The organism is Methylobacterium sp. J-048 (genome assembly GCF_022829515.1).
Lineage (GTDB): Bacteria > Pseudomonadota > Alphaproteobacteria > Rhizobiales > Beijerinckiaceae > Methylobacterium.
In genome coordinates this window covers 1-14008 of sequence record NZ_JAKSYL010000088.1, presented here as the reverse complement: position 1 = coordinate 14008, position 14008 = coordinate 1, and the positions used below count along the sequence as shown (strand labels likewise).

General features: G+C 69.6%; 17 protein-coding genes. 14 read left to right on the top strand and 3 right to left on the bottom strand.

All coding sequences use genetic code 11. From position 1 onward, the window contains the following. Positions 1 to 2: 2 nt before the first annotated feature. The 14 genes from MKL09_RS06120 to MKL09_RS06055 all read left to right on the top strand — a co-directional run bounded on the left by MKL09_RS06120 (position 3) and on the right by MKL09_RS06055 (position 11191). Complete coding sequence (locus tag MKL09_RS06120) at positions 3 to 2018, top strand: quinol:electron acceptor oxidoreductase subunit ActD (protein WP_244018921.1); 2016 nt, start codon at positions 3 to 5, stop codon at positions 2016 to 2018. Then, positions 2015 to 2551, top strand: a complete 537-nt coding sequence (locus tag MKL09_RS06115; RefSeq protein ID WP_244018919.1) for a c-type cytochrome — start codon at positions 2015 to 2017, stop codon at positions 2549 to 2551. The genes MKL09_RS06120 and MKL09_RS06115 overlap by 4 nt, the downstream gene beginning before the upstream one ends. Beyond that, positions 2548 to 3600: a hypothetical protein gene (locus MKL09_RS06110; protein WP_244018917.1), complete on the top strand. Its 1053-nt coding sequence runs from the start codon at positions 2548 to 2550 to the stop codon at positions 3598 to 3600. The genes MKL09_RS06115 and MKL09_RS06110 overlap by 4 nt, the downstream gene beginning before the upstream one ends. Next, a complete protein-coding gene (locus MKL09_RS06105; protein WP_244018915.1) occupies positions 3597 to 4085 on the top strand; it encodes a hypothetical protein in 489 nt (162 codons plus the stop codon). Before MKL09_RS06110 ends, MKL09_RS06105 begins: the two co-directional genes overlap by 4 nt. A gap of 4 nt (positions 4086 to 4089) precedes the next feature. Further along, positions 4090 to 5064: a cytochrome c oxidase subunit II gene (gene coxB / locus MKL09_RS06100; RefSeq protein WP_244018913.1), complete on the top strand. Its 975-nt coding sequence runs from the start codon at positions 4090 to 4092 to the stop codon at positions 5062 to 5064. Between the two features lie 10 nt (positions 5065 to 5074). Then, on the top strand, positions 5075 to 6751 hold the full coding sequence (locus tag MKL09_RS06095; RefSeq protein WP_243966191.1) for a cbb3-type cytochrome c oxidase subunit I: 1677 nt from the start codon (positions 5075 to 5077) through the stop codon (positions 6749 to 6751). Beyond that, on the top strand, positions 6748 to 7407 hold the full coding sequence (locus MKL09_RS06090; protein ID WP_244018911.1) for a cytochrome c oxidase subunit 3: 660 nt from the start codon (positions 6748 to 6750) through the stop codon (positions 7405 to 7407). The genes MKL09_RS06095 and MKL09_RS06090 overlap by 4 nt, the downstream gene beginning before the upstream one ends. Position 7408: 1 nt before the next feature. Then, positions 7409 to 7720, top strand: coding sequence for an oxidase (locus tag MKL09_RS06085; RefSeq protein WP_244018909.1), 312 nt, complete (start codon positions 7409 to 7411; stop codon positions 7718 to 7720). Beyond that, positions 7710 to 8126 (top strand): type II toxin-antitoxin system RelE/ParE family toxin, encoded by a 417-nt coding sequence (locus MKL09_RS06080; protein ID WP_244018907.1) that lies wholly within the window; start codon positions 7710 to 7712, stop codon positions 8124 to 8126. Before MKL09_RS06085 ends, MKL09_RS06080 begins: the two co-directional genes overlap by 11 nt. Positions 8127 to 8166: 40 nt before the next feature. Further along, positions 8167 to 8475: a helix-turn-helix domain-containing protein gene (locus MKL09_RS06075; RefSeq protein ID WP_244018905.1), complete on the top strand. Its 309-nt coding sequence runs from the start codon at positions 8167 to 8169 to the stop codon at positions 8473 to 8475. 78 nt (positions 8476 to 8553) lie between these two features. Beyond that, the gene (locus MKL09_RS06070; protein ID WP_243966203.1) at positions 8554 to 9339 is read left to right on the top strand and encodes a class II glutamine amidotransferase; all 786 of its coding nucleotides are present in this window, start codon (positions 8554 to 8556) and stop codon (positions 9337 to 9339) included. Positions 9340 to 9501: 162 nt separating this feature from the next. Then, complete coding sequence (locus MKL09_RS06065; protein WP_244018903.1) at positions 9502 to 10242, top strand: NepR family anti-sigma factor; 741 nt, start codon at positions 9502 to 9504, stop codon at positions 10240 to 10242. Positions 10243 to 10365: 123 nt separating this feature from the next. Continuing rightward, on the top strand, positions 10366 to 10779 hold the full coding sequence (locus MKL09_RS06060) for a DUF1236 domain-containing protein (protein WP_092037061.1): 414 nt from the start codon (positions 10366 to 10368) through the stop codon (positions 10777 to 10779). A 136-nt stretch (positions 10780 to 10915) separates the two neighbouring features. Then, the gene (locus MKL09_RS06055; protein WP_244018964.1) at positions 10916 to 11191 is read left to right on the top strand and encodes a hypothetical protein; all 276 of its coding nucleotides are present in this window, start codon (positions 10916 to 10918) and stop codon (positions 11189 to 11191) included. A gap of 30 nt (positions 11192 to 11221) precedes the next feature. On the opposite strand, the gene mscL is transcribed toward MKL09_RS06055, so the two are convergent. The 3 genes from mscL to MKL09_RS06040 form a co-directional block, all read right to left on the bottom strand. Further along, positions 11222 to 11650 carry a large conductance mechanosensitive channel protein MscL gene (gene mscL / locus MKL09_RS06050; RefSeq protein ID WP_244018901.1) on the bottom strand — a complete coding sequence of 143 codons (429 nt, stop codon included), beginning with the start codon at positions 11648 to 11650 and terminating at the stop codon, positions 11222 to 11224. A 69-nt stretch (positions 11651 to 11719) separates the two neighbouring features. Continuing rightward, positions 11720 to 12559 (bottom strand): CDP-alcohol phosphatidyltransferase family protein, encoded by an 840-nt coding sequence (locus MKL09_RS06045; protein WP_244018899.1) that lies wholly within the window; start codon positions 12557 to 12559, stop codon positions 11720 to 11722. Positions 12560 to 12565: 6 nt separating this feature from the next. Then, positions 12566 to 13276: a phosphatidylserine decarboxylase gene (locus MKL09_RS06040; RefSeq protein WP_091863460.1), complete on the bottom strand. Its 711-nt coding sequence runs from the start codon at positions 13274 to 13276 to the stop codon at positions 12566 to 12568. Between the last annotated feature and the right edge of the window lie 732 nt (positions 13277 to 14008).

The window sequence follows — 14008 nt, the reverse complement described above, 5'->3', positions numbered from 1 at the left end:
GCATGTCCGGCGCTCTCGCAGGCGGTCCTCTGATCCGGCCGGAAGAAACCCTCCAGGGCATCGGCGGCGCGGTCACCGCGATCCCGCTGACCCATCCGCGCAACCGCCGCTGGTGGATGGCCTTCGCGGGGGCGGTGGCTCTGCTCGGCGTCTTCGCCTTCACCCTCGGCACCCTGCTCTATGCCGGGCCGGGGGTCTGGGCGAACAACAACGCCGTCGTCTGGGCTCTCGACATCGCGAGCTACGATTGGTGGATCGGCGTCGCGTCCGGCAGCCTGCTGGTCTCGGCGGTGCTGCTGCTGCTCGGGGCGGAGTGGCGCGGGGCGGTGAACCGCATCGCCGAGACCCTGGCGCTGCTCGCCACCGCGTCGGCCGGGCTCTACCCGATCATCCATCTTGGGCGGCCGTGGTTCTTCTTCTGGAACCTGCCCTACCCCAACACCTACGACCTCTGGCCGCAATTCCGCTCGCCGCTCCTGTGGGACGCGATCGACATCGTCGCCTTCCTGGTGATCTGCGTGAGCCTCTGGTTCATCGGAATGCTGCCGGACCTCGCCACCCTGCGCGACCGCGCCTTCGTGGAGGCGATGCGCCAGATCGACGTCAAGGCGCCGACCCGCCGGCTCGCGCTCCTGCGGGCGCAGGTCTACGGCATCGTCGCCTCGGGCTGGCGCGGCTCGGCCGCCCATTGGCAGATCTGGGTCCAGGCCTACCGGACGGTGGCGTTGCTCGGCGTGCTGCTGGTGGTCTCGGTTCAGACCGGCGCCTCGGTGATGCTGGCCGGCTCGCTGATGCCGGGCTGGCACAGCACCCTGTTGCCGGTGACGTTCCTGGTGAACGCGGTCTATTCCGGCGTCGGCATCACCGCGGCGATCGTGGTGCTGATCCGCGTCGTCTACGGCCTCGACAGCCTGGTCACCGCGCGCCACCTCGACGTGCTCGGCCGCTTGCTGCTCGGCCTCGGCTGCGCCAGCGCCTATTGCTACGCCGCCGAGTATTTCGACACGTTCCTCAACGGCGACCCGGAGGCACGAGCCGTGCTGGTGCGGCGCCTGACCGGCGACCACGCCCTGGTCTCGTGGACGGCGATCCTCGGCCTGGTCCTGCCGGCGCAGCTGCTGTGGTCGGCCCGCGCCCGGACGACACCGCTGGCGATCGCCGCGGTCGGGCTCCTGGTCGCGGCCGGCGCCTATGCCGATCACGTCACGGTGCTGGTCGTCACCCTGACCCAGGACTTCCTGCCGTCCTCGCGGCTGCCCTACGGGCCGGACCCCTGGGGCATCGCCACGTTCGCGGGCTCGCTCGGCCTGTTCCTGACCCTGCTGCTGCTGTTCCTGCGCTACCTGCCCGCCGTCTCGATCATCGAGAGCCGCCGCCTGGCCCTCGCCCGGGCCCCGGGCACCGAGGCTGCCGCCCGGGAGGCCGCGTCCCGGGCCACCCTCCGCCCGGAGGAGAATCCCGGGCCGGCGCCGCTCTGGGGCGTGTCCGCCACCTTCGCCAGCCATGCCGATCTCGCCGCCGCCCTCCAGGCGGTGTCGGGGATCAGCCCGCCGGACCATGTCCATCTCGACGGGCACGGGCCGGTGCCGATGCCCCGGACCCTGCGGGCGCTCGGCCTGGAGGGCCGCTCGATCCTGCCCTACGCGCTGGCCGGCGCGCTGATCGGCGGCGCGGGCTTCTACGGGATGTGCGTCTACGCGACGGCCTACGATTACGTGTTCCTGATCGGTGGCCGCCCGCGCCTGTCCTGGCCGTCCTTCGTGGTTCCGAGCATCTCGTTCGCGATGATGACCGGCTGCATCGCGATCCATCTCGCGCTTTTGGTGCTCAACCGCCTGCCGCGGCTGAACCACCCGGCCTTCAACATCCCCGGCTTCCTGCGCGCCTCGGACGACCGGTTCTTCCTCTCCGCGGAGGCCCGCAGCGACCGCTTCGACGCGGCCCGGTTCGAGCGCCGGCTCACCGGCCTGCCGGTCGAGGCCGGGCGTCCCCTCGAGATCCGCAGGATCCCGCGATGACGCGCCCCGCCGGTCTCATCCTCCTCGCGGCGCTGCCGGCCCTCTCGGCCTGCGGCGAGGCCAACATGGACGACCAGGCCCGGGCCAAGACCTGGGACCGGAACCCGTTCTTCCCCCGCCAGATCACCATGCGCCAGCCGGTCTCCGGGACTGTGCCGCGGACCGACCCTGCCCGGGAGGCGCCCCAGCCCCAGACGATCAGCCAGGACCTGGTCGAGCGCGGCCGGCAGCGCTACGCGGTGTTCTGCACCCCCTGCCACGGCCAGGACGGGCGCGGCCGGGGCATCGTCGTGCAGCGCGGCTTCCCGCATGCCGGCGACCTCACCGCCGAGCCCCTGCGCAAGGCCCCGGCCGCCGAGATCTACGACGCCATCGGCAACGGCCGGCGCGCCATGTTCGGCATGGCGCAGATGATCCCGTCCTCCGACCGCTGGGCGATCGTCGCCTATGTCCGGGCGCTCCAGCTCAGCCAGGACGCGCCGGTGGCGAGCCTGTCGCCGGACGACCGGACCCGCCTGGAGGCGACCCAGTGAGCCGCCCCCTCCTGCTCGGCCTTCTCGGGCTCGGCCTGCTGGCCGGCTGTTTTCTGGCCGGTGGCTGGCGCGGTGCGGCCTGCTCCTACCTTGCGGCTTGGCTCGTCCTCCTGGCGCTGCCGGTGGGCGCCCTGCCGGTGACGATCGTGGCCGAGCGTTTCGGCAAACGGGTGCGCGAGCGCGGCGGCGTCGAGATGCTGGCGGGCCTGCGCCGGCTGATGGCGCTGATGCCGGTGGCCGCGCTGCTCGGGCTGCCGCTGCTCGCCGCGGTGCCGGTGCTCTATCCCTGGGTCGGGGCGGCGCCGCGCACGCCGCTCGCCGCGCTGTGGTTCACCGAGCCGTTCTTCGCGGCCCGGGTGATCGCGTATCTCGCGGCCTGGACGTGGCTGGCATTCCGCTTCGCGCGGCCCTTCGACGAGCCGGGCGAGGGCCGCACCGTGCCGGCGGTGGGCTTGCACGCGGTGATCGGCACCCTGTTCACCACCGACGTGATCGCCTCCCTCGACCCACGGCTGGATTCCGCCCTGCTCGGCCTGCTGGTGATGACCGCCTGGAGCGGGTTGGCCTTCGCGGCCGCGATCCTGCTCGCCTGGGAGGAGCCGGAGCCGGTGGGCCGCGGCCGAACCCCGCCCGGGCGCGGCCGGCTGGTTCCCCTCGTGGTGCTGCTCGGGCTCTGGGCGTTCCTGCACTTCGTGCAGTTCCTGATCGTCTGGTCGGCCAACCTGCCGCCGGAGGTGTCCTGGTACTTCGCCCGCGGCGGCGGGCTCGGGCGCGGCCTGTCGATCGCGGCCGGGATCGTCGTCGTGCTGGCCGGGCTCGCGACCCTGCGGCCGGGCCGCCCGACCACCCGGATCCTCGCCGGCGCGGCGCTGGCCGTGCACGCTCTCGAGATGTTCTGGCTGGTCACGCCGGCCCTGCGCGACCGGTTCGTGATCCGCCCGGCCGATGCGCTCGCGGCCCTGGCCGTGGTGTGCCTGGCGGCTGCGCTCCATCTCCTGCTGCGCGGGCGCCCGGCGCCGACGGCCCGGCGCGCCGGGAGGGTCGCATGAGCGCCGGCGGCACCCCCGGTCCCGGCCTGATCCCGGCGATCCTGGCCGGGCTGACCCTGCGCGGCAGCGGTTTGCTCAACGGCCGGCCGCCCCGCGGCACGCCGGCCAATGCCCCGCGCGATCCCGACGATCCCGGCTACGAGACGCGCGATGTCGGCGTCCGCAACACCGCTCTGGTGATGGCCGGCCTCGCGCTCGCGGTGCTGACGGTCATCGGCACCATGGTCTGGCTGATGGGCAGCTTCAGCGCCAGCCAGCGCCAGACCCTGCCGACCCTGACGCGCCAGCAGACTGCGCCGCTGACGCCGCCGCCGCCGAACCTCCAGGCGGACCCCTATGTCGATCTCGACCGCCAACGCGCCGAGGCCGCGGCCCGGCTTGCGGGCTACGGCTACAGCGACCCGGCCCACACCCGGGCCCGCATCCCGATCGACCGGGCCATGGACCTGATCGTCGGCCGCCCCCTCGACGCGCCGGAACGGTAGCAGGATGACGCCGAACCACGCCGCCCTCGAACTCTGGCCCGCCGCGGTCTCGGCCACCGCGTCCGAGACCGACCTGCTGATCCTGGCTTTCACGGTCCTGACCCTGCTGCTGACCGTGCCGGTCTTCGTGGCGATCACCTACTTCGCCCTGCGCTACCGGGAGGGCTCGGAGGCGGACCGGCACCCGTCGGGCATCCGCTCCAACCTGATCGAGATCAGCTGGATGCTGATCCCGTTCCTGCTGACGCTGATCTTCTTCGTCTGGGGGGCGCGGCTGTACGTGGCCTCGCGCAACGCGCCGCCCGACGCGATGGTGATCGAGGCGATCGGCCGGCAATGGATGTGGAAGTTCCAGCATCCCACCGGCCAGGCCGAGATCAACGACCTTCACCTGCCGATCGGCCAGCCGATCCGCCTGCACATCATCAGCCAGGACGTGATCCACGCCCTCTACCTGCCGGCCGTGCGCCTGCAGGTCGCCGCCCTGCCCGACCGCTACACCGACCTGTGGTTCAAGGCCGACAAGATCGGGACCTACCACCTCTACTGCTCGGAATATTGCGGCACCGACCATTCCGTGATGGGCGGCGAGGTCACCTTCATGAACCCCGGCGACTACCAGGACTGGCTGACCCATGCCGGCGCGCAGCAGAGCAAGGTCGCGGCCGGCCGCACCCTCTACGAGGCCTATGGCTGCGCCGGCTGCCACGATCCCGGCTCGGCCGTGAAGGCCCCGAGCCTCGCCGGGCTTTACGGCAGCCAAGTGAAGCTCGCCGACGGCCGCACGGTGACGGCCGACGAGACCTGGCTGCGCGAAAAAATCCTGAACCCGAACGGCGACCGGCTCGCCGAGGGCTACAAGCAGGTCATGCCGAGCTTCGCCGGGCGGATCCCGGAAGACGAGCTCGGCCGCCTCATCGATTTTTTGAAATCCTACACGGCGCCGGCCTCCGGCAAGGCCGCGCAGGCCATTCCATGAAGGCGACATCATGAGCGCAACGGGCAGCGTCGGCGGCACGGCCCGCCGCGAGCCGCACGCGCCGGAGGCCACCCTCGGGCGCAAGGCGGACTATCTCCACGCGGATTCGACCCTGCGCTCGTGGTTCCTCACCACCGACCACAAGCGCATCGCGATCCTGTACCTGACCTCGATCACCGGCTTCTTCGTGATCGGGGCGGTGGCGGCCGGCGTGGTCCGGCTGGCGCTGATCGTGCCGAACGGCGCGATCATGACCAACGACACCTACAACAAGGCCTTCACCATCCACGGCGTGGTGATGGTGTGGTTCTTCCTGATCCCGTCGATCCCGGCGACCTTCGGCAACTTCCTGATCCCGCTGATGATCGGGGCGAAAGACTTGGCCTTCCCCAAGCTCAATCTGACGAGCTGGTACGTGTTCATGGCCGGGGCGTTCTTCACCCTGGTCTCGCTGGTGCTGGGCGGCGTCGACACCGGCTGGACCTTCTACGCCCCGCTCTCCACCGCCTTCTCGAACACCTGGGTCCTGCCGGCCCTGATCGGCGTGACCATCGTGGGCTTCTCGTCGATCCTCACCGGCCTCAACTTCGTGGTCACGATCCACACCATGCGGGCGCCCGGCATGACGTGGTTCAAGCTGCCGATCTTCGTCTGGGCCCACTATGCCACGAGCCTGATTTTCTTGCTCGCCACGCCGGTGATCACCACCGCGCTGATCCTGCTGATCATGGAGCGGGGCTTCCATATCGGCGTGTTCGACCCGGCCTATGGCGGCGATCCGGTGCTGTTCCAGCACCTGTTCTGGTTCTACTCGCACCCGGCCGTGTACATCATGGTCCTGCCCGGCATGGGGGTGATCTCGGAGATCGTCCCGGCCTTCGCGCAGAAGAAGCTGTTCGGCTACCGGTTCGTCGCCTACGCGTCGATCGGGCTGGCCTCGGTGACCTTCTTCGTCTGGGGCCACCACATGTTCGTCAACGGCCAGAGCGACCTGGCCTCCCTGGTGTTCTCGGCCCTGTCCTTCGCGGTGGCGGTGCCCTCGGCGGTCAAGGTCTACAACTGGACCGCCACGATCCATAAGGGCTCCCTCCGGCTCGACACGCCGATGCTCTACGCCATGGGCTATATCGGGCTGTTCGTCCTCGGCGGGCTCACCGGCCTCTATCTGGCGACGCTGGCGATCAACCAGCACATCCACGCGACCTACTTCGTGGTTGCGCATTTCCACTACATAATGGTCGGCGGCACGGTGCTGGCCTTCCTGGGCGGCCTGCACTTCTGGTGGCCGAAATTCACCGGGCGGATGTACAGCGAGCCCTGGGGCCGGGTCTCGGCGGTGCTGATCTTCCTCGGCTTCAACGTCACCTTCTTCCCGCAGTTCATCCTCGGCTACCTCGGGATGCCCCGGCGCTACGCGACCTATCCGGTCGAGTTCCAGCTGCTGAACGTGCTGTCCTCGGCCGGCGCCACGATCCTGGCCGCGGGCTACATCTTCCCGATGCTCTACCTGGTCTATTCCCTATGGTTCGGCCGCAAGGCGCCCGCCAACCCGTGGAACGCCAAGGGGCTCGAATGGGAGACCGGCTCGCCGCCGCCCAAGCACAATTTCCTCAGCCCACCCGAAGTGCCGCGCATCCCCTACGATTACCCGATCCAGGCGCAGGAATCCCAGGACCAGCACGGATGAGCGAGGGGCTGGCAGACGGCGTCGGGGTCGCCCGCGCCGGGCATTTCGAGACGGTGGGCCAGCAGCGCGCCGCGGCGACGCTCGGCATCTGGGCCTGGCTGATCACCGAGCTGCTGCTGTTCTCGGCCCTGTTCCTGGTGGCGCTGATCACCCGGATCCTGCACCCCGAGGCGACGGTCGCGGCGGCCAAGCACCTCAAGTTCTGGATCGGCGCCACCAACACCGTGGTGCTGATCTGCTCCAGCTTGACCATGTCGATGGCGATCGAGTTCTCGCGGATCGGCTGGCAGCGCGCCATGGTCCGGGCGATGCTCGCCACCGCGGCGCTCGGCGGCCTGTTCCTGGTGCTGAAGGGCTACGAGTACTACGCCGACTGGGACGAGCACATGATGCCGTTCCTGAGCACGCGGCCCTTCGCCCTGGCTGAGACCCCGGCGGCGCGGCTGTTCGTGAACCTCTACTACGTCGCCACGATCCTGCACGCCGTGCACCTGTTCACCGGCATCGCGCTCCTGCTCGGCATGACCTGGATGGCCGCCAAGGCCGGCTTCCTGTCCCGGCACCAGAACTGGATCGAGGTCTACGGCCTGTACTGGCACTTCATCGACCTCGTCTGGATCCTGGCCTTCCCGATCCTCTACGTGGTGAACCGGTAGGATGCGCAATCCCCTCGCGACCCTGAGCGCCGACGACCGCGCCCTGCTCCGGCGGCGGCTGCGCACGCCGGTGCTGACCTTCCTGGCGCTGCTCGGCCTGCTCGCCGTCAACGTCACGCTAGGCGCCACTCTGCCCTTCGCCCAGGTCTGGATCGTCGAGCTCCTGGTCGTCGCCGTGATGGTGGCGCTGATCCTCCTGGTCTCCATGGAGGTGGTCCACGAGCCGCCGCTGGTGCGGCTGTTCTCGGGGCTCGGCTTCTTCTGGGTCGCCATCATGGTCGGGATGACGCTGACCGATTATCTTGCTCGGTGAAGGTTGGACGCTTCATCTTGCTTCCCGACGGCTGATCCTTACCGTCGAGACTCATGAACACGGTCGTCCTGACGCCGAATTTCTTGCTGACGCGAAAGTTGCTGGCGTCTCGGACAGCGAGATAGAGACGATCATCGATGTGATCGCAGCGGATCCGAGCGCCGGTGATCTCATCCCGGAGACCGGCGGGGCCCGAAAGGTCAGGATCGGCGGCCGGGGCAAGGGCAAGTCCGGAGGCTATCGGGTGATTACGTTCTACGTTGTTGATGATCTACCTGTGTTCTTGCTTCGTCTGGTTTCGAAGGGGCAGCGCGTCGATATCAGCCGTGCCGAGCGGTATGCCGTCAGAGCGGCGCTGACGGACCTGGTCGAATTGTATCGCGCGGGTTTGCACAGGCACGGGTGATCCACACATGGTGGATGCGATTTGTATCGAGAGGCGAGAGATGACCGCTTTCGGTGAAGGGCTGGTCGAGGCCGCGCAGCAGGCCCTGGCCATCGCCCGCGGCGAAGCCGAGCCGGGGACCTATCGCGTCCATAGCCCCCGGGCGCTCGACGTGAAGGTCGTGCGTCGGGAGCTCGGTTTCACGCAGGCCGAATTCGCGGCCCGCTTCGGCTTTCCGATCGGGACCCTTCGCGACCTCGAACAGGGCCGCGCTCGGCCGGATGCCGCGACGCTGGCCTATCTGACCGTGATCCGCCATGACTCCGCCGCCGTGCTCCGGGCTCTGGAGCACGCGGAGAAGAGCGACTGAAACGTCGGTTGTCGCGAAGATCGAACGTCTCTAAATCCGCTGACCCGCGGATGCGGTTCGGGTGGAAAGTCGGAGACCATGTGCGAACTGCTCGGCATGAGCGCCAACGTGCCGACCGACATCCGCTTCTCGTTCGCCGGGCTGGCCCGGCGCGGCGGCGACACCGGGCCCCATGCCGACGGCTGGGGCATCAGCTTCTACGACGGGCGGACCTGCCGCAGCTTCCACGAGCCGGAGCCGAGCTCGCGCTCGCAGCTGGCCCGGCTGCTGCGCGACATGCCGATCAAGAGCCGCATCGTGGTCGCCCATGTGCGCAAGGCCAATCGCGGCCGGGTCAGCCTGGAGAACACCCACCCCTTCGCGCGGGAATTGTGGGGCCGCCGCTGGACCTTCGCGCATAACGGCCAGCTCAAGGGCGTGAAGCGGCTGCCGCTGGGCAGCTTCATGCCGATCGGCTCCACGGACAGCGAGCACGCCTTCTGCTGGATGCTCGGCCGCCTCCAGGCCCGGTTCCAGGCCCTGCCCCGGCCCGCGACCCTCGACCGCGCCGTGGCCGACCTCGCAGGCGAATTGCACGCGCTCGGCGTGTTCAACATGCTGCTGACCGACAGCCGCACCCTCTACGCCCATTGCGGCAAGCGCCTCTGCTACCTCACCCGCCGGGCGCCGTTCGGCACCGCCACCCTGATCGACGAGGATTGGCAGGTGAATTTTGCGCAGGAAACCTCCGAGAGCGACGTGGTCACGGTGATCGCCACCCAGGCGCTGACCCGGGACGAGCGCTGGACCGACCTCGCCCGCGGCGATGTCCTGACCCTGCGGGACGGGGCGATCCGCCTGTTGAGACCGGCCGGGGCTTCTTGATGTCCGACATGGGCGAGGGTGCATGCGCGCGCCCAATGCGCTAGAACGACCGTAACAGGAGCGCATCGACCGGACTTGAGGGGGAGTTCGGCCGGCAAGCGATCCGCCTCGACCGGTCCGGACCGCAGGTCGAGCCACGATGAGCTGACGAGCACGACACGCATGACCCGCGACGACACCGACACCGTCCTGTCCGAGGAGGACGCGCTTCGGGATGGCCGCCCGAACCTCGCCCCGAACATCCGCACGCATCTCGGCGAGCACCTGCGCACCGTCTACGAGCGGATCGGCGAGGAGGTGCTGCCGTCCCGCTTCGCCGACCTGATCGAGAAGCTGGAAGAAGCGCTGCGCGCCCGCGGCGAAGCGATCGAGCCGGAATTCCGCAACGGCCTGCTCGCGGCGGTGCCGTCGCTGCGCGCCTTCGCGCTGTCGCTGACCTCGAACCCCGCCCGCTCGGACGACCTGGTCCAGGACACCCTGCTCAAGGGCTGGCAGCACCGCGCCCGGTTCCAGCCGGGGACCAATCTCAACGCGTGGCTGTTCACGATCCTGCGCAACATCTTCTACTCGGATCACCGCAAGCGGGTCCGCGAGGTCGAGGACCAGGACGGCTCCTACGCGGCCCGGCTGGCCACGGCCCCGCACCAGGGCGACCGGCTCGATGTCGAGGACCTGCAATCGGCGCTCGCCAAGCTGCCGCCGGACCAGCGCGAGGCCCTGGTGCTGGTCGGCGCCGAGGGCGTCTCCTACGAGGAAGCGGCCACGATCATGGGCTGCAAGGTCGGCACCGTGAAGAGCCGGGTCAGCCGCGCCCGCGGCCGCCTGGCGGAGCTTCTGGGCTACGACGAGGAGGATCTCGGTTCCGACCGGTTCATCCAGTCGGCGATGCCCAAGGACGCGTAGCGCGCGCCCCAGGCAGTCCGCCGTCCGGGAAAAAAGATGCATCCGAATCCGGGGATCGGGCGTTACCGGCCCATGCTTCGTCGCCTCGCTGCGGCGGAACGCCACGGAACGGAGATGTCTCGTATGACCTTCAAGACCCTGATCGCCGCCTCGGCCCTCGCCCTGTCGCTGCCGCTGGCCGCCCAGGCCCAGGGCACCATCCCGGGTGCCGAGCGCGGCGCGGCCGCCGGTAACGACGCGGCCGGCCCGATCGGCGGGATCGTCGGCGGCGCCGTCGGTGCGGCCACCGGCACGGTGGGCGGGATCCTCGGCGTCGACATGGCGCCGCGCTTCCGCAGCTACGTTCGCGAGCGCAATGTCCGCTCGTACGATTACGACGGCCGCGTCGCCGTCGGCTCCACCCTGCCGGCCTCCGGCGTCACCTATTACGATGTCCCGACCGAGTACCGCGTGCAGCCGGGCTACCGCTACACCGTGGTCAACGACCGCCCGGTGCTGGTCGATCGCGGCCACCGGATCGTCGAGGTCATCGACTGATCGTACGGGCCGGTCCCGCGCCGGCCCATCGGCCTCCGGAGCTCCGCTCCGGGGGCCGTTTTCATGGGTGAACCCGCAGCGGCGCAACGGTTCTCCGGCGAAGCCGTTGATGCTCCAGATGAACGACGAGGCGACCATGAGCCAGGATCCGAGCGAGCCCGGCGCGACGCTGCCGGAACCGGTGCGCGATCACCTCGGCCAGCAGCTGCGCGGCGTGCTGCCGGTCGGCACCGACAAGCCCCGCTTCCTCGGGGACGATCCGGTGCCGGACGCGTTCGAGCCGCAGATCCGCCGGCTCGAGACCCGGCTGAAGACCCACGAGGAGGGCACCGGCGCGGTGGGCCAAGCCCTCGACCAGATCCTCGACGCCCTCGGGGTCCAGCCGGACGGCGGCGACAAGCCCAAGGTCTGAGATCTGAATCGGCTCGTCGAAGCCGGCCCGTCAGACCCGCGGCTTCTCCGCCAGGATATCCCGGATCTCCGACAGGAGCTTCACGTCCGCCGGCACCTCGGCCACCGCCTCCGGCTTTTTGTCCTCGGCGTGCTGCAGCTTGTTCATGGCCCGGATCACCAGGAACAGCACGAAGGCCACGATCAGGAAGTTGAGGGTCAGCGTCAGGAACTGGCCGTAACCCAGGACGGCGCCCTGCTTCTTGGCATCCGCGTAGGGCAGCCCGGCCTGCACCTTCGACGAGAGCGGGATGTAGTAGTTCGAGAAGTCGAGCCCGCCGGTCACCGCCCCGATCGCCGGCATGAACAGATCCTGCACGGCGGAATTGACGATCGCCCCGAAGGCCGCGCCGATGATCACGCCGACCGCGAGATCGACCACGTTTCCGCGCAGCGCGAATTTCTTGAACTCTTCGAGCATGCGCCGTCTCCCGCCGATATCTCAAGCGAACCTAGGTGACGTGCCGGCGAAGGCCAGCGCGGCGCCCGCCTATCCCCCGCTGATCGCCGGACCCGTCGGCTCGTCGACCGGGACGGCGACCTCGGCCTTGGCGCGGCGGCGGTACTGGGCCGCCACCACCGGGATGGTCAGCAGGTAGCCGCCGCTCACCGCCACCAGGGCCTCGAACGGATAGCTGATCAGGATCCCGAAGGCCGCGACGCCGAGCAGGAAAATCGGCAGGACCAGGCTGCGCGGCACCCGCTTGCCCATGGTCTTGCCCGAGAAGGTCGGGACCGTGGAGACGACCAGCAGGGCGATGGCGAGCACGTAGATCAGGATCGCCGGGGCGGCCCAGCTCTCGGACCCGAGGCCGAGGAAGTGCAGGTAGAGCGGCAGCATCGCGGTCAGCGCGCCGGCGGGCGCCGGCATGCCGACGAAGAAGTCCTTCTTCCATTCCGGCCGGTTCGGATCGTCCAGCATGGCGTTGAAGCGGGCGAGCCGCAGGGCCATGGCGATGGCGAAGATCAGCGCCACGATCCAGCCGGCGGATTTCAGGTGGAACAGCGCGAAGCCGTAGAGGATCAAAGCCGGGGCGCAGCCGAAATTCACGAAGTCGGCCAGCGAATCGAGTTCCGCCCCGAACCGGGACGTGCCCTTGAGAAGCCGCGCCACCCGGCCGTCGATGCCGTCGAGCACCCCGGCCGCGACCACGGCGATGACGGCGGGCTCGAACTTGCCCTCGAAGGCGAGCCGAATCGCCGTCAGCCCGAGGCAGAGCGCCATCAGGGTGATCATGTTGGGCGCGATCATCCGGAACGGCACCGGCTTGAACCGGCGCGGCCGCGGCTCGTTCGGATCGGGCGCGAAGGGCGGGAACAGATCGTCCATGACAGCCTAGATCCGCTTGAACTGCCGCCCGGGGCCGCCGCCGAGATCGGCCAGCACCGTCTCGCCGGCCACCGCCTTCTGGCCGAGGCCGACCAGCACGGTGGCACCGGCCGGCAGGTAGACGTCGACCCGCGAGCCGAACCGGATCAGCCCGAACCGCTCGCCCACCGCCAGCGTGTCCCCGGCCGAGACGAACCCGACGATCCGCCGCGCCACCAGGCCGGCGATCTGCACCACGCCGACGCGCTTGGCCTGTCCGGCATGGCTGGTCTCGATGACCATGCCGTTGCGCTCGTTGTCGTCGCTGGCCTTGTCGAGCTCGGCGTTGAGGAACAGGCCCGGCGTGTAGTGGATCTGCCCGATTCGCCCCGAGACCGGCACCCGGTTCACGTGGCAGTCGAACACGTTCATGAAGACCGAGACCCGCAAGGTCGGCACCTGCGGCAGGTCGAGCTCCGGCGGCGGCAGCACGGTGGCGATCAGGTTGACGCGGCCGTCCGCGGGCGAGACCACGAGTCCGTCGGCCACCGGGGTGATCCGCTCCGGGTCGCGGAAGAAGTAGCAGACCCAGAGGGTGAGGATCAGGAAGATCCAGCCGAAGAACTGCGAGAAGTAGCCGGCCAGCACCGTGAGCACGATGCCGATCAGGATGAAGGGATACCCCTCCTTGTGGATCGGCACGAGCGTCCGGCGGATCGTCTCGATCAGGTCTGTCATGGGTTTTCGGACTCAAACGGCGCCGCGGGCGGACATGTCGGACGGGCGGATGGCAGCCCGCCGGGCCAACGTCAACTTTTCGGGTCTGTCGGGTCTCTATCAGATCTGCGTCATCGTCCCCACCCGCCTCAAGGCGCCGGGGGCACGGCCCAAGGATACCAACCACGAGGGACGCGGGACGCCGCGGGGACCCAGGTGTCGGCCAAATACGCGCGGGATCCGGTCCCCGCGGCGGCCCGCGGCATCGACCGGGCATGGTCCCCGGCCGGTGCCGTCTTTCTCGTCGCGATGTCTTGTGCGACGCACCGATCCCGCGACTCCGCGTTAGCGGTCCGGACGGGACGGCCCGGCCGCATTGGCAGGCCAAGCACGCCCCCGGAACCCGCATCGCCGCCGTGGCCTTCCACCCGACCTCCGCCTCGTAGTGGGCGGGTCCGCAGGTTGCTCAGGGTCACGCCCAGAGAGGGGTCGCCGCGGGGGCATTTCCGCACCCCGCCGGGCAAACTGCCGCCCGATCTCACGCTCGTCACCGAGACACGCCCCGCCTCGCCACGCCGCGCGGGGCCACGGAGGCCGAGAGGCAGCCACCCGGGAATCGCCCTGCGCTGCGAAGCCGGCGGTCAGCGCCCGCACGCACGCCCGCGGACCGTGCGCTAGGCCACGACGACGCCCCGGCCGAGCGCTGGCCGGTTATGCTCGGAGAACAGTGCAACACGTCAAAGGGGATGACCT